Source organism: Blastococcus sp. SYSU D00868, assembly GCF_054050575.1.
On record NZ_JBJGZO010000023.1, the window covers coordinates 23,666 to 44,866 of the forward strand.

18 protein-coding genes are annotated in these 21,201 nt (G+C 76.3%); 10 read left to right on the plus strand and 8 right to left on the minus strand.

Translation table 11 applies throughout. The annotated features are described in order from the left end of the window. Nucleotides 1-61 precede the first annotated feature (61 nt). Together ACI79F_RS17720 and ACI79F_RS17725 are read right to left on the minus strand one after the other, a co-directional pair. Entirely contained in the window at nucleotides 62-1,111 is a 1,050-nt protein-coding gene (locus ACI79F_RS17720; RefSeq protein WP_456547457.1) for a TIGR03885 family FMN-dependent LLM class oxidoreductase, read from the minus strand. Between the two features lie 142 nt (nucleotides 1,112-1,253). Further along, nucleotides 1,254-2,882 (minus strand): putative bifunctional diguanylate cyclase/phosphodiesterase, encoded by a 1,629-nt coding sequence (locus ACI79F_RS17725; protein ID WP_456547458.1) that lies wholly within the window; start codon nucleotides 2,880-2,882, stop codon nucleotides 1,254-1,256. A 481-nt stretch (nucleotides 2,883-3,363) separates the two neighbouring features. On the opposite strand from ACI79F_RS17725, the gene malQ reads away from it, so the two are divergent. Next, entirely contained in the window at nucleotides 3,364-5,001 is a 1,638-nt protein-coding gene (gene malQ / locus ACI79F_RS17730) for a 4-alpha-glucanotransferase (protein WP_456547462.1), read from the plus strand. A gap of 60 nt (nucleotides 5,002-5,061) precedes the next feature. Here malQ and ACI79F_RS17735 read toward each other — a convergent pair whose 3' ends face one another. Beyond that, nucleotides 5,062-7,704 carry an ExeM/NucH family extracellular endonuclease gene (locus tag ACI79F_RS17735; protein WP_456547459.1) on the minus strand — a complete coding sequence of 881 codons (2,643 nt, stop codon included), beginning with the start codon at nucleotides 7,702-7,704 and terminating at the stop codon, nucleotides 5,062-5,064. A 181-nt stretch (nucleotides 7,705-7,885) separates the two neighbouring features. On the opposite strand from ACI79F_RS17735, the gene ACI79F_RS17740 reads away from it, so the two are divergent. The 3 genes from ACI79F_RS17740 to ACI79F_RS17750 all read left to right on the plus strand — a co-directional run bounded on the left by ACI79F_RS17740 (nucleotide 7,886) and on the right by ACI79F_RS17750 (nucleotide 10,523). After that, the gene (locus ACI79F_RS17740) at nucleotides 7,886-9,697 is read left to right on the plus strand and encodes a bifunctional metallophosphatase/5'-nucleotidase (protein ID WP_456547460.1); all 1,812 of its coding nucleotides are present in this window, start codon (nucleotides 7,886-7,888) and stop codon (nucleotides 9,695-9,697) included. Nucleotides 9,698-9,859: 162 nt separating this feature from the next. Then, nucleotides 9,860-10,234: a hypothetical protein gene (locus ACI79F_RS17745; RefSeq protein WP_456546724.1), complete on the plus strand. Its 375-nt coding sequence runs from the start codon at nucleotides 9,860-9,862 to the stop codon at nucleotides 10,232-10,234. Nucleotides 10,235-10,322: 88 nt separating this feature from the next. Next, nucleotides 10,323-10,523, plus strand: a complete 201-nt coding sequence (locus ACI79F_RS17750; RefSeq protein ID WP_456546723.1) for a hypothetical protein — start codon at nucleotides 10,323-10,325, stop codon at nucleotides 10,521-10,523. Here the strand turns inward: ACI79F_RS17750 and ACI79F_RS17755 are convergent. After that, complete coding sequence (locus tag ACI79F_RS17755) at nucleotides 10,520-11,812, minus strand: MFS transporter (RefSeq protein ID WP_456546722.1); 1,293 nt, start codon at nucleotides 11,810-11,812, stop codon at nucleotides 10,520-10,522. The two genes, ACI79F_RS17750 and ACI79F_RS17755, sit on opposite strands and share 4 nt — an antisense overlap. A gap of 47 nt (nucleotides 11,813-11,859) precedes the next feature. Here ACI79F_RS17755 and ACI79F_RS17760 point away from each other — a divergent pair, with 47 nt between their 5' ends. From ACI79F_RS17760 to ACI79F_RS17775, 4 genes are all read left to right on the plus strand, one after another. Continuing rightward, complete coding sequence (locus tag ACI79F_RS17760; protein ID WP_456546721.1) at nucleotides 11,860-12,315, plus strand: hypothetical protein; 456 nt, start codon at nucleotides 11,860-11,862, stop codon at nucleotides 12,313-12,315. Further along, nucleotides 12,303-13,178: a DUF998 domain-containing protein gene (locus tag ACI79F_RS17765; protein ID WP_456546720.1), complete on the plus strand. Its 876-nt coding sequence runs from the start codon at nucleotides 12,303-12,305 to the stop codon at nucleotides 13,176-13,178. Before ACI79F_RS17760 ends, ACI79F_RS17765 begins: the two co-directional genes overlap by 13 nt. Before the next feature lie 44 nt (nucleotides 13,179-13,222). Next, nucleotides 13,223-13,681, plus strand: coding sequence for a pyridoxamine 5'-phosphate oxidase family protein (locus tag ACI79F_RS17770; RefSeq protein WP_456546719.1), 459 nt, complete (start codon nucleotides 13,223-13,225; stop codon nucleotides 13,679-13,681). A gap of 74 nt (nucleotides 13,682-13,755) precedes the next feature. Further along, entirely contained in the window at nucleotides 13,756-14,622 is an 867-nt protein-coding gene (locus ACI79F_RS17775) for a universal stress protein (RefSeq protein WP_456546718.1), read from the plus strand. Between the two features lie 12 nt (nucleotides 14,623-14,634). On the opposite strand, the gene ACI79F_RS17780 is transcribed toward ACI79F_RS17775, so the two are convergent. Further along, nucleotides 14,635-15,561, minus strand: coding sequence for a DMT family transporter (locus ACI79F_RS17780; protein ID WP_456546717.1), 927 nt, complete (start codon nucleotides 15,559-15,561; stop codon nucleotides 14,635-14,637). Between the two features lie 63 nt (nucleotides 15,562-15,624). Then, complete coding sequence (locus tag ACI79F_RS17785) at nucleotides 15,625-16,368, minus strand: SDR family oxidoreductase (protein ID WP_456546716.1); 744 nt, start codon at nucleotides 16,366-16,368, stop codon at nucleotides 15,625-15,627. Between the two features lie 83 nt (nucleotides 16,369-16,451). On the opposite strand from ACI79F_RS17785, the gene ACI79F_RS17790 reads away from it, so the two are divergent. Both ACI79F_RS17790 and ACI79F_RS17795 read left to right on the plus strand, forming a co-directional pair. Next, entirely contained in the window at nucleotides 16,452-17,996 is a 1,545-nt protein-coding gene (locus tag ACI79F_RS17790; protein WP_456546715.1) for a helix-turn-helix domain-containing protein, read from the plus strand. Between the two features lie 46 nt (nucleotides 17,997-18,042). Continuing rightward, entirely contained in the window at nucleotides 18,043-18,201 is a 159-nt protein-coding gene (locus ACI79F_RS17795; protein ID WP_456546714.1) for a hypothetical protein, read from the plus strand. On the opposite strand, the gene ACI79F_RS17800 is transcribed toward ACI79F_RS17795, so the two are convergent. Both ACI79F_RS17800 and ACI79F_RS17805 read right to left on the minus strand, forming a co-directional pair. Next, a complete protein-coding gene (locus tag ACI79F_RS17800; protein WP_456546713.1) occupies nucleotides 18,182-18,925 on the minus strand; it encodes a DUF5995 family protein in 744 nt (247 codons plus the stop codon). The two genes, ACI79F_RS17795 and ACI79F_RS17800, sit on opposite strands and share 20 nt — an antisense overlap. Before the next feature lie 16 nt (nucleotides 18,926-18,941). Next, nucleotides 18,942-20,795 carry a PucR family transcriptional regulator gene (locus ACI79F_RS17805; RefSeq protein ID WP_456546712.1) on the minus strand — a complete coding sequence of 618 codons (1,854 nt, stop codon included), beginning with the start codon at nucleotides 20,793-20,795 and terminating at the stop codon, nucleotides 18,942-18,944. Nucleotides 20,796-21,201: the final 406 nt, after the last annotated feature.

Here is a 21,201-nt window from a genome sequence, read left to right on the forward strand (position 1 = left end):
CAGCTGGGGATGACGGTCGTGCGGCCGGCGAGGGCGTCCGCCGGCAGCGGACGCCGGGCGGTCAGGCCATCGAGGACCGGACCGGATCCTGCCGCGGCCGCCAGGGACCGTCCGGGCCGGGCGGGTCGATCGCCTGCACCGGGGCCGGCGCGGTGACGCCGAGCTGGGGCAGCACGTGCGCGCCGAAGGCGTCGAGGAACGCCGTCTGCTCCTTGCCGACGTGGTGCAGGTAGATCTCCTCGAAGCCGAGGTCGAGGTAATCGGCGAGCCAGGCGGCGTGCTGGTCGAGGTCGGCCGACACCTTGACGGCGTCGGTGACGCCCTGGGGCGTGACGTGCGCGCTGGCCTGCTCGAAGGCCTCGGGGCTGTCGAGGTCCCAGCACAGCGGCGGCGGGAAGACGTTGCTGCGCCACTGGTCGTGGGCGATGCCGAGGGCCCGGTCGGGGTCGGGGTCCCAGGAGACGTGCACCTGCAGGACGAGCTTGCCGCGGCCGCCGGCGTCCCGGTAGGCGGCGATCATCTGCCGCAGCTTGTCGTGCGGCTGGTTGATGGTGACCAGCCCGTCGGCCCAGTCGGCCCCGCGGCGGGCGGTCTCGACGCTGACCGCCGGGCAGATGAGGGCCGGCTGCGGGTCGGCGAGCGTGTAGACCTTCGCCCGGTCCACGCGGACCAGGCCGTCGTGGCTGACCTCCTCGCCGGCCAGCAGCGCCCGGATGACGTCGACGCACTCGCGCAGCCGGGCGTCGCGCAGCTCCTTGCGCGGCCAGGGGTCGCCGGTGACGTGCTCGTTCATCGCCTCGCCGCTGCCCAGCGCCACCCAGAACCGGCCCGGGAACATGGCGCCGAGGGTGGCGATCGCCTGGGCGACGATGACCGGGTGGTAGCGCTGGCCGGGGGCGTTGACCGCCCCGAAGGGCAGGCTCGTGGTCGCCATCGCGGCGCCCAGCCACGACCAGGCGAACCCCGACTCGCCCTGGCGCGGGTTCCAGGGCGTGAGGTGGTCCGAGCACATGGCCGCGGTGAAGCCGACCTCCTCCGCGTGCTGGACCGCGACCAGGAGCTCGCGCGGGTGGACCTGCTCGTGCGAGTTGTGGAACCCGATGACCGGCATGCGGCCGTGCCTACCCGACCGGCGGGGGCCCGGCCACCGGACAGGTCGGGTTCCGCGCGCGACCAGAGGGCGGTGTCCCGTGACCGGCCGTCCTGAGGCCGGTCACGGCCGCTGTCGGGCCAACGCCTCGGCCCAGGGCGGCTCAGGCCGGGGCGGCGTCCCGGCCGGCGGCGCCGGTGCCGCTGCGCCGCGGTGCGGGCACGCCGTCCCCGGCCGGCGGCGTCCCGCCCGACTGGCCGAGCAGCAGCAGCTCCGCGTCGGTGGACTCCAGCGGCGCGGCGAAGAGGAAGCCCTGCGCCAGCCCGACGCGGCCGTCGCGCAGGTGGGTGCGCTGCCGCTCCTGCTCGATCCCCTCGGCGACGATCTCCAGGTCCAGTGTGTGCCCGAGGTTGATCAGCCCGCGCAGGATGGCCGGCAGGGCCTCGGCGTCGTCGATGGTGCTGACGAACGACCGGTCGATCTTGAGGATGTCGACGGCGAACTGGCGCAGGTGCGACAGCGACGAGTAGCCGGTGCCGAAGTCGTCCAGGGCCAGCTTCACCCCCAGCGCCCGCAGCTCGCGCAGCCGCTCGGCGGCCAGCACCGGGTCGCGGACCAGCACCGACTCGGTCAGCTCCAGCACCAGGGACGACGGTGCCAGCCCGCTGTCCGCCAGCGCGTCGGCGACCGCCTCCACCAACCCCGGCGACGCCAGCTGCGACGGCGAGACGTTCACGGCCATCGACAGCCCGCCCGCCTGCGGGTGCTCCCGCTGCCACCGCGCCGCGGCGGTGCAGGCCTCCCGCAGCACCCACCGGCCGACGTCCCCGATCAGGCCGATGTCCTCGGCCACCGGCAGGAACCGCTCGGGCAGGACGACGCCGAGCGACGGGTGGTCCCAGCGGATCAGCGCCTCGAACCCGACCACCCGTTCGCTGCCCAGGTCCACGACCGGCTGGTAGACCAGCCGGAACTGCTCGCCGGGCAGCGCGGCCCACAGGTCCTGCTCCAGCCGCAGCCGCTCGGCGGCGGCCGAGCGCATCTGCGGGTCGAAGACGACGTAGCGGCCCCGGCCGGCGCCCTTGGCCCAGTACATGGCGTTGTCGGCGTCGCGCAGCAGCGAGTCCGCCGTGGCGGTGACCTCCCCCAGGGAGTTGTCCCCGGTGGCGATGCCGATGCTGGCCGAGACGGCGACCCGGCGGCCGTCGAGGTCGACCTGCTCCTCGAGCGCGGCGAGCACGCGCTCGGCGATCCGCGTGGCCTCGGGGACGCTCTGCCCGGCCCCGTGCTCGACCAGGATCGCGAACTCGTCACCGCCGAGCCGGGCCAGCGTGTCCTCGGTGCGCACCGCCCCCTGCAGGATCGCGGCGACGCGCTGGATGAGCTGGTCCCCGGCCTGGTGGCCCAGGCTGTCGTTGACGTTCTTGAAGCCGTCCAGGTCCAGGAAGACGACGGCGACCTCTCCCCCGCTGCGCGCGGTGCGGCGCAGCCCCTGCTCGAGCCGGTCGGTGAACAGCGCCCGGTTGGCCAGCCCCGTCAGCCCGTCGGAGAACGCCAGCGCGGCCAGCTCGGCCTCGCTGCGCCGCTGCCGGGCCCGCGCCGAGCGGGCGGCGGCGGTCCCCGCGGCGGCGGCGGTCCCCAGCGCCAGGGCGAGGTGGGCCAGGACGGCGCCGGGCCCCGCGGTCCCGGCCGCGACGACGCCCTGCGCACCCGCGAGCACCGCCGCGGCACCCCACGCCACCGGGACGGCGGGGTCGCGGGGGCGGTCGGGTCGGGGGGGAGCGGGGTCCACGGGTCGGCCTTCCGTCGGGAGCGTCACCCCTCCCCTTCGGCAGCGCGGGCCCACCGCCCGAGCCCCAGCGGGGTGCGCTCACCTCAAGGGGTGAGCACCGCGGCGACCAGGTCGGCCACCCGCGCGGCGTCGGTCGCCACCTCCCGGTGCGCGGCCCGACCCGGCCGTCGGCCAGGCCGCGGGCCCGTCCGCCGGCGGGACGACGGCGGGTGTCGCGCCGGGAGGAGACCGGCACCACGCCCGGCTTGCGCTGCGGAGGCCGGGGGCGCTGGGGAGTATCGGGGGCGTGACGCGCACCCCGACGACCGACGAGTGGGGCATCGACGCCAGCTGGCTCGACGCCCTCGACGAGGAGCACCAGGTCGAGCAGGCCACCATCGACCGGCTGCGGGAGGTGATCGGCACGCCACCCGAGGACCTGGAGGACCGCGCCCCGATCGTGGCCCGCCCCGGCGACGCGCTCGAGGTCGACGAGGCCGAGGTGACCCTCGAGGACGGCTCCACCCGCACCGTCGACGGCGAGCTCGACGACGACTTCCCGCTCGGCTACCACTGGCTGCAGGTCCCCGGCGGGCACCGGCGGCGGCTGATCGTGACGCCCGGCCGGTGCTGGCTGCCCGAGCGGACCTGGGGCTGGGCGGTGCAGCTGTACGCCGCCCGCAGCCGCGGCAGCTGGGGCATCGGCGACCTGGCCGACCTGCGCGCGATCCGGGAGATGGCCGCGGAGCAGGGGGCGGGGTTCGTCCTGATCAACCCGCTGCACGCCGTCGCGCCGACGCCGCAGCAGGAGGCCAGCCCCTACCTGCCGGCCACCCGCCGCTTCCGCAACCCGATTTACCTGCGGGTGCCCGAGGTCCCCGGCGCGGAGGCCGTCGACCTCGACGAGGACGCCGGCCGCGCCCTCTCCGACGCCGAGCTGATCGACCGCGACGCGATCTGGGCCCGCAAGCGCGCCGTCCTGCGCCGGGTGTTCGACGCGACCGGCCGCGACGACCCGGCGTTCCCCGACTGGTGGTGGCACCAGGGGCAGAAGCTGCAGGACTGGTCGACCTGGTGCGCGATCGCCGACGAGCACGGCCCCGACTGGCACACCTGGCCGGCGGGGCTGCGCGACCCGCGCAGCGAGGACGTCGGCCGGTTCGTCGCCGAGCACGAGCGCGACGTCGCCTTCCACGCCTGGCTGCAGTGGGCGCTGCACCTGCAGCTGGAGCGGGCCACCGAGGGCATGACGGTCATCCAGGACCTGCCCATCGGCGTGGCCGGCGGCGGCGCCGACGCCTGGACCTGGCAGGACGTGCTGGCGCAGGGGGCCAGCGTCGGCGCCCCGCCGGACGCCTTCAACTCCCAGGGCCAGGACTGGGGCTCCCCGCCGCTGGTGCCCTGGCGCCTGCGGGCCGCGGACTACGAGCCGTTCGTCCAGTCGATCCGGGCCACCATGGCCGGCGCCGGCGGCCTGCGCATCGACCACGTGATGGGGTTGTTCCGGCTGTGGTGGGTGCCGGCCGACGGCAGCGCCGCGGACGGCGCGTACGTCCGCTACCCCGCCGAGGACCTGCTGGGGATCGTCGCGCTGGAGAGCCACCGCGCGCAGGCGCTGGTCGTCGGCGAGGACCTCGGCACCGTCGAGGAGGGCGTGCGCGAGGCGATGGCCGAGCACGGCGTGCTCAGCTACCGGCTGCTGTGGTTCGAGGACGACGACCCGGCGGACTGGCCGGCCGAGGCCATGGCCGCGATCACCACCCACGACCTGCCCACCGTGGCGGGCCTGTGGACCGGCGCCGACCTCGCCGAGCAGCGCGAGCACGGCACGGGCACCGACGAGGAGCTCGAGCGCGGCCGCACCGAGCTGCTGGGCCGGCTGCGCGGCGTGAAGCGGAAGGCGACGCCGGAGGCCGCGGTGCGGACGGCGCACGAGGCGCTGGCCTCCGCGCCGTCGCTGCTGCTGTCGGCCACGCTGGAGGACGCCGTCGCCGACGAGCGCCGACCCAACATGCCCGGCACCACCGACCGCCCCAACTGGTCGCTGCCGCTGCCGGTGCTCGTGGACGACCTGCCGCGGCACGAGCTGCTGCAGACCGTGGCCCGCACGCTGGCCGACGGCGCCGCGAAGCCCGCCTGACGCCGGTCCGGCGCGGGCACCGGGGAGCCGGTGCCCGCGCCGGGAGCGGTCAGGGGGCGGTCAGGACTCGGCGCCGGCCTGCTCGGTGGTGCCGGCGCCCCGGCCCTGGTCCAGGACGTCGTCGTCCGGGCCGCCGACCAGCCGGTCGTCGCCGTTGCCGCCGGCGAGCCGGTCGTCGCCGAACCCGCCGGAGAGCGCGTCGGCGCCGTTCTCCCCGCTCAGGACATCGTCCCCGCGGCCACCGCACACCACGTCGTCGCCGGTGCCGCCGACGATCGTGTCGTCCCCGCCCAGGCCCATGATCACGTCGACCCCGTTGCTGCCGCGCAGCGTGTCGTCGCCGTCGGTGCCGACGATCGTGGGCAGCAGGCCCTGGCAACGCTCCTCGAGGTCGATGCCGAGGACGAGCGGGTCGTGGTCGCTGGACCGGTACGGGTCGGCCGCGTACAGATCCGGGTCGCCGTAGTACTGGTAGGCGAAGGACTCGACCGCGTTGACGTTCCAGTGGGTCAGGTCGGTGACCTTGCCGGTCAGCTCCGCGGTGGCCAGCGCGTGGTCCAGCGAACCGGACATGTCGTCGAACACGTAGCTGTACCGGCCCGGGTCCAGCCGCTCGCCGAGGTCGGTGAGGCCGGCCGCCCGCAGCACCTCGATCGGGTCCTCCCGCGTGTAGGCGTTGAAGTCGCCCATCAGCAGCACGTCGGGATCACCGGTCTGCTCGCGCAGCCGCTGCACGAAGCCCGCCAGCGATCGCGCCTGCCGCACCCGGTCGCCGTTCCACTCCCCCTGTCCGTCGCCGGCGTCGACGTCGTCACCGGTCGGGGCGCCGGGGCTCTTGGACTTCAGGTGGTTGGCGACCACGGTGAACGTGTCGCCGTCGGCGGCGAAGGTCTGCGCGACCGGCTCCCGCGCGTTGTCGAACGCCGCCTCGTCCACGTGGCCGACCGGGGCCCCCACGGGCTGGACGACGTCGGCGCGGTAGACGATGCCGTTGCGGATGACGTCGCGGTCCACGGCGTACAGCTCGGCGGGCAGCGGCACGTAGGCCCACTGCTGCCCGCCGCCGGTCGCGGCGTTCAGCCGGTCCACCAGGTCGGCCAGCGCCTGGTCCGCGTCGCCCGCGCTGTACCCGGTGGAGTCGGTGTCCTCGACCTCCATCAGCGTGACGACCTCGGCGTCCAGGGCGAGGATCGCCGGGACGATCTTGCCGGCCTGCAGCTCCCGCTGCTCCGGGCTGCGGGCGCCGCGGGCGTCTGGTCCGCTCGTGGTCAGGAAGTAGTTGAGCACGTTGAACGCGCCGACCTGCAGGTCGCCGCCCACGCCCTCGGGGGCCTCCGGCCGGGTGTCCTGCGGGGCGAACACGCCGTCCGCCGTCCCGTCGGCCGGCTGCAGCCGCCACTGGTCGAAGCCGTAGCCGAGCACCAGCGGCTCGGTGAAGGTGAGCTCGTCGCCGACCCGCACCGGGGTGGCCGGCGAGAGGTACGGGGCGGTCGTCGTGCCGACCCGCGCGCTGACGCCGTCGTCCAGGACGATCCGCCGCAGCCGGTTGGCCTCGGCGATCGCCGCGGCCTCCGCGGTGCCCGGCCGGGCGAGCTCCGTCGGCTGCACGAGCAGCCCGCCCGCGGAGAGGGTGAGCTCGCCGAAGCTCGTCAGGTCGAAGACCTCGCTGACGGTCAGGGGGTCGACCGGTGCGACGAGCATGCCCTCGAGCCGCTCGCGGGCCGCGTCGTCGGCCGGCAGGTCCAGCGCCGCGGCCTCCGGCAGGTCGGCGGCGCTGCCCTCGGCGCAGACGGCGACCGCGGCCCCCGCCGACACCTGTGTCTGCCCGAACCGGTCGCTCGCCACGCCGCGGACGGTGACCGTGTCGCCGAGGTCGACCGCGGCGTCGGGGCTGAACACGAAGACACCGTCCGAGGTGGCCGCCGCGCCGTCGCCGTCGGGGTCCTGCAGGTGGAAGCCGTCGAAGCCCTCGAGATCGGCGACGACGACCCCGGACACCGTCACCTCCCGGCCCCCGAGCGGGGTGGCCGCGCCGCTGCCCTGGACCGCCCCGACCTCGTGGGTCGGCTCGGCGTCGCACAGCGCCCCGCCGGGCGGCGGCTCCTCGCCGCCGGGTGCCGCCGGGCCCACCGTGCCCGGCGTCGCGGCGGCGGGGCCGGACCACACCAGGGCGTCCGCCGCGGCGTCGTACGTGCGGGACAGCGACTGCCCGGGCGGCTCGCTGCCGGTCTCGCTCACACCGATGTCGGTGCTGGTCAGCCCGGCGGCCGAGCCGCCGGTGGCGGTGACGACGCCCTCGTAGGACAGGAACTCCAGCACCTCGGTGCCCCGGACGAGGGCGACGCCGTCCACCGGGCCGTTCTGGATGCCGTTCGCCGCGTACGCGACCACCGCGGCGGCCGGGGCGTCTGCCGGCGCGGTGACCGTGGGGACGGGATCGGTGTCGTACGGCGTCCCGCCGTTGTAGAGGATGACGGACAGGCCGGCGGAGGTGGTGCCGGGCGGGAGGTGGACCTCGACGAACTCGCCGGCGTCGGTGCCCGCGTTGTCGTAGTGGATCTCGGCCAGGTACGGGGCGGCCGGCGGGGCGGCCGAGGCCGCCGTGGGAGCCGCCACGGCGGCGGCGACCGCAGCCGCCGCGGCCGTCGAGGCGAGGGCGGTGCGGCGGGCCGGGGAGCGCCGGCAGCTCGGGGGTACGGGCACGGGCTGTCCTTCCGAGGGACGACGGAACGACTCAGACCGTAAGGTCACGACATGAACCGAAGGTGACGAGGGGTGACCTTGCGTGATCACAATGGTCACCCAAGACTCATGACGCCGTCACGTCGTGGTCATATTGGCCCGGAACCGTCCGTAACGCTCAGCCCCCGACACCCGGAGCGTCATGCCTTCCCGCGCACTGCGCCGCGGCACCGTGGTCCTCACGGTCGCCGCCGCGACCCTCACCACCGGCGCCCTCGCCGGCACCGCCTCCGCGAAGCCCCCGGCGGAGTCCCCCGGCGCCGCCCGGCCGGACTTCACGCTGACGATCCTGCACGCCAACGACCTCGAGTCCTCCCTGCTGCCGGTCACCGGCACGGACGGCGGCACCTACGGCGGCGTCGACCGCTTCGTCGAGCTGGTCCAGCAGCAGCAGCACGCCGCCGTCACCGGCGCTCCCGGCCAGGGCCAGGCCGGCAAGCGCGGCGTCCTCACGATCTCCGCCGGCGACAACTTCCTGCCCGGCGCCCAGCTGGCCGCCAGCGAGGACAGCGGGCAGCCGATCTACGACGCGACCGCGTTCACCGCCGCCGGGTTCGACGTCTCGATCCTCGGCAACCACGACTTCGACCTCGGCCCGGAGTTCCTCGCGCAGTGGCTCGAGGACGTCGAGGGGACGACGTTCGTCTCGGGCAACCTGGGCTTCGCGGCCGAGCCCGCGCTGCTGGCCCGGGTCGAGGACGGCACGATCGTGACCAGCCACGTGGAGCGGATCCGCGGCGAGCAGGTCGGCGTCATCGGCCTGACCACGCCCGAGCTCCCGCGGCTGACCAGCTCCCGCGGCGTGACGGTCGACCCCGACCTCGCCGCCATCGCGAACCGGCAGGCCGCGGCGTACGAGGCGGCGGGGGTCGACAAGGTCGTCCTCGTCTCGCACCTGCAGGACATCGACAACGAGGTCGCCCTCGCCGGACAGCTCTCCGGCGTGGACGTGATCGTCGGCGGCGGCGGTCACGAGCTCCTGGCCTCGGACGGCGACCCGCTGGTCGCCAACGGCGTCACGCCCTACGGCCCCTACCCGCTGACGCCGCGGGACGCCGAGGGCGAGATCGTCCCGGTCGTCACCACGAACGCGCTCTACACCTACGTCGGCCGGCTGGTCGTGAACTTCGACGACGAGGGCGAGGTGCTGACGGTCGACGAGGCCGCCTCCCGCCCCATCCCCGTGGCCGCGCAGGGCCCGGACGCCGTCCAGCCCGACGCCGCGGTCAACGCCCAGGTGGTGCAGCCGGTGCAGGCCTACACCCAGGCGCTGGAGCAGACCGTCGTCGCCACCTCCGAGGTGCCGCTGAACGGCATCCGCAACGACGTCCGCAGCCGGGAGACCAACCTCGGCGACCTCGCCACCGACGCCCTGCTGGCGGCCGGGCAGCGGGAGGCCGAGGCCGCGGGCGTGGCGGCGCCCGTCGTGGCGCTGCAGAACGGCGGCGGCATCCGCAACGCCTCCGTCCTGCCGGCCGGCACGATCTCCGCGCTGGACACCTACACGGTGCTGCCGTTCGCCAACTTCGTCGCCGTCGCCCCGGAGATGCCGGTGGCCACCTTCATCGCGGGCGTCGAGCACGGGCTCTCGGCCGCCGTCGTGGACGGCGTTCTCCAGCCCGCGGGCTCGTTCGCCCAGGCGGCGGGCTACCGGGTGAGCTACGACCCGGCGCGGCCGACCGGCTCGCGGATCGTGGACCTGGTGCTCGACGACGGCACCGTCCTGGTCGAGGACGGCGTCCCCACCGGCGCGCTGGAGACGATCTCGGTCGCCACGATCGACTTCCTGCTGCGTGGCGGGGACGGCTACCCCTTCGACGGGGTCGACTTCGCGGTCCTGCCGGTCACCTACCAGGAGGCCTTCGAGCGCTACCTGGTCGAGGACCTCGGCGGCGTGGTGACCGCGGCGGACTACCCCGTCGGCGGCGAGGGCCGGATCGCGCCCGTCGCCTGACGGCCGGACCCCACCCCTCCCGGACGCTCGGCGGGTGCCCACCCCCCGGGGGCACCGGCGGAGCGTCCGTCGTCTCCCCCGTGCACCCGGGCGCCCCACGACGGGGCAGCCGACCGCCGTGTCGACCGAACACGTGTTCGACCACCGTGCCAGACTCTCCCCGTGGCCGGGGGCATGCAGCGGGGGCGTTCGGGTCGCTCGCTCGGGGAGCGCGCGGCGCGGTCCGGCGTCCCCTCCGCGGAGGAGGACTGGGACGCCCCGTTCCCCCAGGCGGCCGCGGCCGCGGCGCCCGCCCCGCCGCCCGACGTCCGGGACCTGCCCGCCCCGCCGCCGGTGACCCGCCGGGCCGACGGGCGGGGGCGGCACTGCTGGGTGCACGACCCGCCCGGGGCGCCCGGCGTGTGGCCGGGGCTGCTCGTGGAGTGGCGGCAGACCGACGACGGCTGGCACGGCCGGGTGGCGTTCACCGTCGCCGGGCCGGCGGGCTCGGTGCTGATGGAGGCCTGGCTGCCCGCGGCGGCGCTCGAGCAGCGCTGAGACGACGGCCGCCCCGCTGCGGGGGTTACCGCGGGCGGCACCGGGCTATGGCCGGAGCGGACACCACCAGAGAGAGCGGAGGACTGACATGAGCACGCCCGACGAGCCGACGCTCGACGACGTCATGGACACCCAGGAGTCGGCGCCGCGCGACCGCAGCCAGCACGCCGGCGGGTACGACCGACCCAACGACGACGCACTGCAGCACCGCACCGAGCAGGAGCGGCAGGCCGTCGGCTCCGACGACGCGGACCCGGCCGGCGACCAGATCCACTCCGCGACCGACTAGGGCTCGCGCCCGGCCCCGGCGGCGGGGTCGGGCGGCGGGACGAGCGCCCGGGTGCGCCCCAGGACCGCGGTCAGCACCACCGCGGCGGCGCTCGTCCCGCCGGCCAGCCACACCACCGCCGGCCACCCGCCGGTCGACCAGGCCCGCCCGGCCAGCGTGCCGCCGACCGACGAGCCGACGTAGTACCAGAACGAGTACAGCGAGGCGGCCTGGCCGACCGCCCGCTCCCCGTAGGCGGCGCGGGTCGCCACCCACGAGCTGGCCACCCCGTGCGCGGCGAAGAACCCCGTCGTGAGCACGCAGAGCCCGACGACGAACAGGGCCAGCGGCGCGGCCAGGGTCAGCAGCACCCCGCCGAGCATCACGACCGCGGCGAGCGGGACCACCAGCCGCGGGCTCCACCGGTCGGCCAGCGCGCCCGCGGCCGGCGAGCTGGCCGAGCCCAGCAGGTAGGCGAGGAAGACCAGCCCGGCGACCGACGGGGCCAGCGCGTACGGCGGGTCCTCCAGCCGGAAGGTCGCGGCGTTGTAGACCGCCACGAACCCGCCCATCAGCAGCGCCGCCACCGCGTACAGGCCCACCAGCACCGGGTCGGTGAAGGCCGCGGCCAGCTGCCGGACCGGCCGCCCGGTGCGCGGCACCGGCCGGAACCGGCGGGACGGCGGCAGCAGCACCCACACCGCGGCGGCGCAGGCGGCCGAGAGCACCGCGATGCCGGCCATCGTCGTCCGCCAGCCGCCCAGGTCGGCGAGCAGCCCGCCGAGCACCCGGCCGGACAGCCCGCCGATGGCCGTGCCGCCGACGTACAGGCTGATGCCCCGCGAGGCGACCGACGCGTGCAGCTCCTCCCGCAGGTAGGCGACGCCCACGGCCGGCAGCCCGGCGAGCGCGAACCCCTGCAGCGCCCGGACGACGAGCAGCAACTCCCAGCTCGGCACGACCGCCAGCACCCCGGCGAGCGCCACCGAGACGGCGAGGCTGGCCCGCAGGATGGTGGTGCGGCCGCGCCGGTCCGACAGCGGCCCGAGCACCAGCAGGCCCAGGGCCAGCCCGGCGGTGGAGATCGAGACCGCCAGCGTGGCGGCGCCCGGGGTCACCCCGAACGAGCGGGTGAGCTCCGGGAGGAGCACCTGCGGCTCGTAGAGCATCGCGAAGACGGCGAGCCCGGCGAGGAAGACCGCGAGCGACGCCCGGCGCTGGCCGCGCGACCCGGCGCGGTGCCCCTCCGGCAACCCGCCGGCCGGTGCCGCCGCGGCCCGGGGACCGGGTGCGGGGACGGCGGCGGGCACGGGCCCCATCGTCCCCCGCGGCCGGGGCCGCCTGGTTGGCTGGGCGGGTGACCCGCCTCTCGCCCGGCGACGTGGCCTGCTGGGTGGTCAAGAGCAGCCGCGCGCCCGGCGAGCTCGCGCCCGGCTGGTCGGCCGGGGAGACCCGCCGGCTCCCGCGGTGCCTGCGCCGCTCCTACCGGCTGGACCTCCTGCGACCCGGCCAGGCCTGCCTGCTGTGGGTGAGCGGCCGGACCGCGCCGGGCGTGCACGCGGTGGGCGTCGTGGCCGGCGAGGTCACCGAGGACGCCGGCGGCCCCGAGGTCGCGCTCGACCTGACGCTGCTGGCCGAGCCGGTCCCGCGCGCCGACCTGCTCGCCGACCCCGTCGCCTCCGGCGCGGAGGTGCTGCGGATGCCGGCCGGCAGCAACCCGTCGTGGCTGTCCACGGCACAGCTCGCCGTCGTCCGGGCGCGGCTGGCGCTCCCGCCGTCCGCCCGGCCGGGGCTGGGACCATGGGCGGCGTGACACCCGCCCGGCTGCGCCTCGGCGCCCTCCTCTGGCTGCTGACCCTGCAGTTCTTCGTCGTCGAGACCGTCGTCCAGGCGCAGTACGAGCTCGGTTACTCGCGCGTCGACGACACCATCAGCCTGCTCGGCTCGTCGGTCTCCCCCGGCCGTGTGCTGATGAACGCCTCGTTCGTGGTCCAGGGGCTGCTGATCGTCGGCGGGCTCGTCCTGCTGCGGCCGGCGCTGCGCGGCCGCGGCGCCCAGGTGGCGACCGCGATGCTGGCCGCCGCCGCGGCCGGGGTGGTGATCGTCGGCCTGCTCCCCCTCGGCGACGACGAGACCTGGCACCGGTTCGGCGTTGCCCTCTTCCTGCTCGGCGGCGGGATCGGGCTCGTCGGCCTGGCCTACTCGGTGCGGGCCCGCTCGGAGGCGCTGGGGACGGCGCTCGCGCTGCTCGGCCTCGTCGCCACCGCCATGACCGTCTTCTCCCTGGCCGCGGTCACCGGCTACCTCGGCGAGGGCGGCACCGAGCGCGCCGCGGCCTACCCGCTGCCCATCGGCCTGGCGATCACGGCCGCGGGCCTGCTGCGCCTGGTCGACCGCCCCGACCGGCCCGCGGCCGACGGCGGGGAACCGACCGGCCGGCGGGCGGAGCGGGAGCGCGAGCGCGCCGAGCGCGCCCGCCGGGCCCGGGAGCGCGACGACGCCCTCGAGGCGGCCGCGGCGGCCGCCGCGGCCCGCGCCGTCGGCGAGGGGCGCGCGCCGGACGCCGACAGCCACGCCGCCGGCCGCGCCGACAGCGGCGCCGACTCCGACGGCGACACCGACGACTTCGACCCCGACGACCCCTGGGCGACCCCGCGGCGGCAGCGCGACGCCTGAGCGGCCGGTCGCGGCACTCCCCCGGCCGCGGCCAGGATGACCCCATGAGCGCCGACGAGTCCGCCGCGACGATGCACGTCATCCCCGTCGACGAGTGCTACCGCCTGCTCGCCGGCCACGAGTTCGGCCGGCTGGGCGTCAACGCCGAGCACTTCCCGATGATCGTGCCGGTCAACTACGCCATGGACGGGACGACGATCGTCATCCGCACCCAGCCCGGCAGCAAGCTCGCCGCCGCGCAGCACACCAACGTCGCCTTCGAGGTGGACGAGGTCGACCGGCGCACCCGCAGCGGGTGGAGCGTGCTGGTGCGGGCGCTGGCCGAGGAGGTCGGCGAGCAGCACCGCGCGGACCTCGTCGCCCGCACCGTGGCCTCCGGCGTGCAGCCGTGGGCGCCCGGCGAGCACGGCCACTGGCTGCGGCTCATCCCGCAGGAGGTCACCGGGCGGCGGATCGTGCCGGGCGAGCTCCCGCCCGCAGTCGACCCGCGCGCCTACCTCTGAGGAGCACCCCCTCGCGGGGGGCGTCACAGGGGGGCATCGCGCGCGGGGTGCGGGCGACCGGCGAGGATGTCGCCATGACGACTCCGGGAACGCTGCGGGTGCTGGTCGGCTACGACGGGTCGCCGAGCGCGGTGGCCGCCATCGAGGCGGCCGCGCGCCTGGTCCCCTCCGCCACGGCGACGGTCGTGCACCTGTGGGAGCCGCCGTTCACCTCACCGGCGCTGCGCCAGCGGCTGGCCGGCCGGGCCGCCGGCCTCGAGCAGCTCGGCGAGCTGCTCGAGCAGGAGGGCCGCGCCGAGGCCGAGCGGCTGGCCGGCAACGGCGTCGCGCTCGCCCGGGCGGCCGGCTGGGACGCCGAGCCGCTGGTGCTGCGCGCCTTCGGCGGCGACGGGTACCAGTTCGCGCGCACCGCCGAGGAGAAGGGCATGGACCTGGTCGTCGTCGGCTCGCGGGGGCTGGCCGGGCTCAAGGCGGCGCTGGGCAGCGTCTCGGAGCTGGTCGTGCACGTGAGCCCCGTGCCGGTACTCGTCGTGCCCCACCCGCTGACCACGGTCGAGTGGACGGCGGCCGCGTCCGGCCCGGTCGTCGTCGGCACCGACGGGTCGGCCGCGGCGGCGCGGACCGCCGAGGCCGTCACCCGGCTGTTCCCCGGCCGCGAGCGGCTGCTGGTGGCCGTGGAGGAGCCCGGGGAGGGCCCCGGCCCCACGGCGCCCGACGGCGCCGAGCTGATCACCGTCTCCCGGCACGGCCGGCCGGGCAGCGAGCGGGCGACCGCCGCCGCGCTGGCCCAGTTCGCCGCCGAGCGCGGCGCCGGCGTGCTGGCCGTGGGCAGCCGCGGCCACTCGACCGGCCGTGAGCTGCTGCTGGGCAGCGTCGCCCGCGAGGTGCTGCACTGCGCCCACCGGCCCGTGCTCGTCGTGCCGCACGGCCGGGAGGACTGAGCCCCGCCGGGATCACCCCGGGACGGCGGCCTCCTGCGGCGCGACCGCGGGGGGCCGCCGGTCCCGGCGCCGGGAGACGGCGACACCCGCCAGGCACACCACGCCGCCGACGACGGCGAGCACCGGCGGGACCTCGTCGAGCAGCACCCAGGCGAAGCCGATGACCAGCGGCGGCACGAGGTAGGTGGTCACGCCCAGCCGGCCGGCGTCGGTGCGGGCCAGCGCGTAGGCCCAGGTGCTGAACGCGATCGCCGTCGGCACCGCGCCGAGGTAGACCATGCCCAGCACCGAGGACACCGGCGCCTCGGTGACCTCCCCGGCCAGCACCCCCGCCCACGGCAGGCAGCACACCGCCCCGATCGCGCAGGCGGTCAGCGTGACCTGCAGCGCCGGCAGCCGGCGGAGCACGACTTTCTGCGCGACCACACCGATCGCGTAGCCGACCGCCGCGACCAGGCAGAACAGCACCCCGACGACGTCGGCGTCGCCGCTGCCGGTGGACAGCCCGATCAGCAGCACCCCGGCGAAGGCGACCGCGATGCCGGCCAGCAGCCAGCGCGGGAACCCCTCGCCCAGCCACAGCCCGGCGAAGACGGCGATGAGGATGGGCCCGACGTTGGCCAGCAGCGACGTCGTCCCGGCGTCCAGGTGCTGCTCGGCGGCGTTGAGGGCCACGTTGTAGACGGCGAACCAGCCGACCCCGCACACGGCGAGCAGCCCCCACTCGCGGCGGGTCGGCCGCACCCAGCCACGGCCGAGGGCGAGCAGCGCGAGGACGGCGGTACCGACCAGCAGCCGGCCCAGCGCCAGCGCGCCGGGCGAGAGGTCCTCCCCCACGGCCCGGATGCCGACGAACGCCGACGCCCAGGCGAACACCGTGACGACGACGGCGGCGGGGACGGCGGACGCACGGGCGGCCGACGCCGCGGGACCTGGCACGACGCGGACCCTAGACGGCGGCCCGGACACCCCTCTGGCGGTTCCCGGACGCCGCGTGCCCCGTCAGCCGCGCAGGTGGTCGGCGTAGCTCCGCCGTCCGCGCTCGCCGCCGCCGGGCAGGGCCGCGCCGTCCCGGAAGGCGCTGCTGAGCCGGCCGGGGACGGGCGTGGAGACCACGTGCGCGCCGGGTTCGCGGGCGGCGGCCCACGCCCGGGCGATGTCGGCCACCGCCAGCTCCTCCGGCCCGCCGTACTCGACGACGCCGCCGGTCGGGGCCTGCCGGGCCACCCGCGCCAGGAACCCGGCCACGTCGGCCACGTCGACCGGCTGCACCCGCCAGCCCATGGGCACCGGCAGGACCGGGCCCTTGCGGGCGCCGGCGAGCAACTCGTCGACGTAGCCGTGGAACGGGGTGACGCGCACCAGGGTCACCGGCAGGCCCGAGGCGAGCAGCACCTGCTCGGCGGCGTACTTGGCGCGGTAGTAGCCGTAGGGGATCCGGTCGACGCCGACGCACGACACCAACACCACGTGCCGCAGGCGGTCGCGGTCGACGGCCTGCACCAGGCGGCGGGTCCCGGCGACGTCGACCTCCCAGGCCTTGCGCGGATCGGTGGCCGCGTGCACGACGACCTCGGCGCCGGCCACGGCCTGCGGCAGGTCGAAGCCGGTGGCGAGGTCGCCGCGCACGCCGCCGGGGCCGGTGCCGCGGCGGGACATCAGCCGCAGCCGGTCCCCGCCGTCCTGCAGCGCCTGCACCAGGGAGGGGCCGAGCCGTCCGGTGGCCCCGGTCACGAGAACGTCCACGGCGCCAGTCTGGCCGGACCGTTCCGTCCGGTACACCGGCGCGCCGCCGCGGCGCTATCTCACATGCGAGATAGCGTGGCCGGGTGACGGTCACCGAGCTCCCCCTCGACATCGCCATGCGCCGCGTCGGGACCCTGGTCCGCGACGCCCGGCGCCACCGCGGCCTCACCCAGGCCCAGCTGGCCGAGCGGCTGGGCACCAGCCAGAGCGCGATCGCGCGCATCGAGCAGGGCGGGCAGAACCTGACCCTCGAGCTGCTGGGCCGGCTCTCCGAGGCGCTGGACAGCGAGCTCATCACCCTGGGCCCGACCGGCCCGACCCACCTGCGGGTCACCGGCGGCACCCCGCTGCAGGGCAGCGCGACGGTGAAGTCCTCGAAGAACGCCGCGGTCGCGCTGCTGTGCGCCGCCCTGCTCAACCGCGGCCGCACCACGCTGCGCAACGTCGCCCGCATCGTCGAGGTGGAGCGGATCCTCGACGTGCTGCGGTCCATCGGCGTCTCCGCGGTGTGGGACGCCGCCGGCCACGACCTCACCCTGGTCGTCCCCGACGAGCTGGACCTGGCCGGCATCGACGCCGACGCCGCCCGCCGGACCCGCAGCATCATCATGTTCCTCGGGCCGCTGCTGCACCGCGCCCAGACCTTCCAGCTGCCCTACGCCGGGGGCTGCGACCTCGGCACCCGGACCGTCGAGCCGCACATGATCGCGCTGCGCCGCTTCGGGCTCGAGGTGGAGGCGCACGCCGGGGAGTACCACGCCACGGTGACGGCGGCCGGCACCGCCGACCGCACCATCGTGCTGACCGAGCGCGGCGACACCGTCACCGAGAACGCGCTGCTGGCCGCCGCGCGCACCGACGGCACGACGACCATCCGCAACGCCAGCTCGAACTACATGGTCCAGGACCTGGTCCTGTACCTGCAGCTGCTCGGCGTGGAGATCCAGGGCCTCGGGACGACGACGCTCGTCGTCCGCGGCCGCCCGGTGCTCGACGCCGACGTCGACTACACGATCAGCGAGGACCCGGTCGAGGCGATGAGCCTGCTCACCGCCGGGATCGTCACCCGCTCGGAGCTCACCGTCCGCCGCGCGCCGGTCGAGTTCCTCGAGATCGAGCTCGCCGTCCTCGCCGAGATGGGGCTGCGCTACACGCTGTCGCCGGAGTACCGGGCGGCCAACGGCCACACCCGGCTCGCCGACGTCACGATCCACCCCTCGGACCTGCGGGCGCCGATCGACAAGATCCACCCGATGCCCTTCCCCGGGCTGAACATCGACCACCTGCCCTTCTTCGCGGTGATCGCGGCCGCCGCGGAGGGCTCGACGCTGATCCACGACTGGGTCTACGACAACCGGGCCATCCACCTGTCCGACCTGACCCGCCTGGGCGCCGACGTCCGGCTGATGGACCCGCACCGGGTGCTCGTCTCCGGCCCCACCCGCTGGCGCGGGGCGGAGGTCGTCTGCCCGCCGGCGCTGCGCCCCGCGGTCTGCCTGCTGCTCGGCATGCTCGCGGCCAAGGGGACGTCGGTGCTGCGCAACGTCGACATCATCGCCCGCGGCTACGAGCACCTCTACGAGCGGCTGGTCGAGATGGGCGCCTCGATCGAGGTCTTCCACGACTGAGCCGGCTCGGCGAGATCTGACAGCCCTGCTCGGCGAGTACGCGGCGGTGCGCAGGGCCTTCGGGTGGGACGACGCCGTCCTGGCCGACCTGGCCCGCGCCGCGGTCGACGCCTCGTTCGCGCCGGCGGCCACGCGGGCCCGGCTGCACGCGGGCATCGCCGCGTGGCCGGCCGCGCCGGCAGCGGTCAGCCCGGCGGGAGGCTGACGCCGAAGCCGGACACCGCCAGGCGCAGCAGCACCGGCCCGGGACGGCGCAGGTCGGCGACCCGGGCCGCGCTCAGCGCCTCCAGCTCGGCGACCCGGGCCGCCAGGGCCTGCGGGCCGCGCAGCCGGGCGGCGTGCAGCGCGGTCGCGTTGGCCCACACCTTGCGCCGCGACTCGCGCAGCAGCACCCGCGCGGCGCCGCGGTTGAGCCCGACGGCCAGCCGGTCGACCAGCGTGCGGCGGCTGCCGGCGGCCTGCAGCGCGAGGTCCTCGGCGGCGACCCGCCCGGCGAGGACGGCGTCGATCCGCTCGTGGTCGCGCTCCCGGCTCGCCAGCAGCGCGGGGTCGGCGAACTCCTCGGGCGGGATGACCCGGACCAGCGACTGCGGCAGGTCGCAGTTGATGTGCGCGTTCATCCCGAGCAGCACGTGGGCCTCCGGGCGCGCGCCGGCGCGGGTGCCGAACGCCTGCCGCCACGGCTCGGGCGCGGTCGCGGGGTCGCGGCGGTGCGCCTCGAGCGCGTCGAGGTAGAGCCCGGCGAAGTCGACGTCCCAGGCGCTGACCCACGCCGGGTCCTCGAACGCCCCGGCGTCGATGGCCGCGCCGACCGCCCGCGTGGTGCGCAGGTAGGTGCCGAGGAAGTGGCGCGCCGGGTCGCCGGCGGCCTCCATCGGCGCGAGCAGGTCCTCCATCCGCGCCACGAGCGCGTCGACGGCCTCGGTCATCGAGTGGCGTTCCGGCTCAGATGAGGGCGTCCAGGCCGTCGTCCGGCGGCAGCAGCCCGGCGTCCACCGGTGGGCGGTGCGGCTGGTCCAGCCCCCGCATGCGCGCCGCGTGCAGGGCCAGGAGCAGGTTCAGCCGCAGCGTCGGGTCGGTGGTGAACGGGCCGAGCAGGCGCTCGAGCTTGCCGATCCGGTAGCGCATCGTGTTGTAGTGGAAGTGCAGCCGGCGGGCGGACTCGGCGACGTTGAGGTTGGTCTCCAGGAGCACCCGCAGCGTCTCGCGCAGGTCCGCCGAGTCGGGGTCGGTCGCGTCGGCCAGCGCGCCGAGCACCTCGTCGACGTAGGACCGCAGCTCCGTGCTGTCGGGGATCAGCGACAGCAGCCGGAACACCCCGAGCTGGTCGAAGTGGGTGACCGCCGAGGGCCCGTGGATCTCCTGGCCGACGCCGAGGGCCCGCTGCGCCTGCTGGTAGGCCTCGCCGAGGGCCGACAGCGACCCGGCCGGCCGGCCGATGCCGGTGGCCAGCACCCGGCCGACCCGGCGCACGCGGGCGTTGACCCGCGACGTGACCGCGGCGACCAGGGCGCTGATCTCCTCGGGGTTGCGCCCGTCCAGCGGCAGCACGGTGACGATCTCGGTGGAGAGCCCGGCCACGGCCGCGCCGGCCACCTCGCCCTCCAGCGCCGACCGCCAGCCGTCGGCGAGCCGGTCGAGGACGTCGAGGGCCCGGGTCGGGTCGGCCGCGGGGTCGGCGGCGGTCTCGGTCGCGGTCACCAGGACGACGACCGGGCCGTCCAGCCGCCAGCCGAAGGAGCGGGTCTGGGCCAGCACCCGCTCGGTGTGCCGCAGCGACCCGGCGACCAGCCGGCGGACCAGGTCGCCCTGGAAACGCAGCTCGACCGAGTGCACGGCCTGCTGCCGGATGACCGACAGGGCCGCGACGACGGCGGCGCGCTCGAGCACGCCGCCGGCACCCCACAGCAGCGGTCCGGTGCGGTGCACCGCGACCAGCCAGCCCTGCCGCTGCTCGCCGGCGACGATCGGCGCGACCGCGTACTCCCCGATCCCGCCGGGCAGCTGGTGGTGGCCGGGGACGAGCAGGATGCCGTCGGCCGGGGAGAGGTCGGCGTCGGCGAGCACCTCGGCCGGGGTGACCACGGCCTGCACGGCGCGCTGGCCGGAGATGCGCCGCGCGGGGGCCATCTCGGCCATGAGGTCGTCGGCGGCGGCATCGAGCAGCCACAGCCAGTCGCTGATCTCGGTGACGTCGTCGGGCGGGCCGGCGCTGGTGACGATCTCGCGGTCGGGGCCCAGGCCGAGGACGGCGGCGCCCTCCAGGTAGTTGGCGAGCTGGTCGGTGACCTCGGCCAGCCCGCCGCCGCTGAGCGCCACGTCGATGAACTGGTCGTGCATGCGCAGCGAGAGCGCCAGCGCCTCGCCCTGCTTGGCGACGACGGCGCCCAGGACGTCGGAGACGACCTCGTCCATCCGCGCGGTCGCCGGCACCGCCAGCACGGGGAAGTCGCGCCGATCGGCCTCGGCGAGCACCTCCGGCGGCACGGGCGCGGGGCCCTCGGTGTGGCGGAACGCCAGGCCCGCGGTGCCCATCGAGACCAGCCGCTCCACCAGGGCGCGGCAGTTGGCCGCGTCCGCCGGGGGCAGCCGGGCGCCGAGGACGACGAGGACGTCGGGGCCGGCCACCGACAGCGGGTCGGCGGGGTCGTCGACCACCATGTGCCGCACCATCCGCTGCCGGCCCCCGGCGCCCGCGACGACCTCGGTTCCCGCCAGGCCCGGGAGCTCCAGGGCCTCGTCGAGGGTGAGCCCGGACCGCTCGTGCCAGCTGGTCTCCTGCCGCCGGACGTCGGTCACCGGGTCCCCCCGCGCGCGTTCCGGCGCGCCGTGTTTGACTGCTCGCCGCCCGGGGCAGACGTCGTCGTTGCCCTCACGGTTCGCGGCCGTGTCATCACGTTGCGTGGCCCTCCCCTGCGTGTCCTGACCGTACGTGAGTGCTCACTGGCTCGCTGTTGCTGTGGCTGCTCCAGCAATAGCGTCATTCTGTCAGGAGTCCCCGTCCGCCCGGGGTCATTCTTGGCGACATCCGCCATATTTCGGCCCGCGACGCGCCGAATAGGTTCGAAGTCCGGATCCACCCCGCTCGCTGGATGGTAGGCGCCACCGCTCCCCCGGTGCCCCGGCCCCCCGGCGGGCGAGGAGGCGACGGGTGGGAGCACCGGCCAGGGCGTTCCCGCTGATCTACGGGGAAGGGCCTCCTCCG

What these genes read in the sequence shown, in the direction of transcription:
- ACI79F_RS17720 (WP_456547457.1), bottom strand. Translation starts at nt 1,111, where the DNA reads ATGCCGGTCATCGGGTTCCACAACTCGCACGAGCAGGTCCACCCGCGC.
- ACI79F_RS17740 (WP_456547460.1), top strand. Translation starts at nt 7,886, where the DNA reads ATGCCTTCCCGCGCACTGCGCCGCGGCACCGTGGTCCTCACGGTCGCC.
- ACI79F_RS17750 (WP_456546723.1), top strand. Translation starts at nt 10,323, where the DNA reads ATGAGCACGCCCGACGAGCCGACGCTCGACGACGTCATGGACACCCAG.
- ACI79F_RS17765 (WP_456546720.1), top strand. Translation starts at nt 12,303, where the DNA reads ATGGGCGGCGTGACACCCGCCCGGCTGCGCCTCGGCGCCCTCCTCTGG.
- ACI79F_RS17770 (WP_456546719.1), top strand. Translation starts at nt 13,223, where the DNA reads ATGAGCGCCGACGAGTCCGCCGCGACGATGCACGTCATCCCCGTCGAC.
- ACI79F_RS17775 (WP_456546718.1), top strand. Translation starts at nt 13,756, where the DNA reads ATGACGACTCCGGGAACGCTGCGGGTGCTGGTCGGCTACGACGGGTCG.
- ACI79F_RS17800 (WP_456546713.1), bottom strand. Translation starts at nt 18,925, where the DNA reads ATGACCGAGGCCGTCGACGCGCTCGTGGCGCGGATGGAGGACCTGCTC.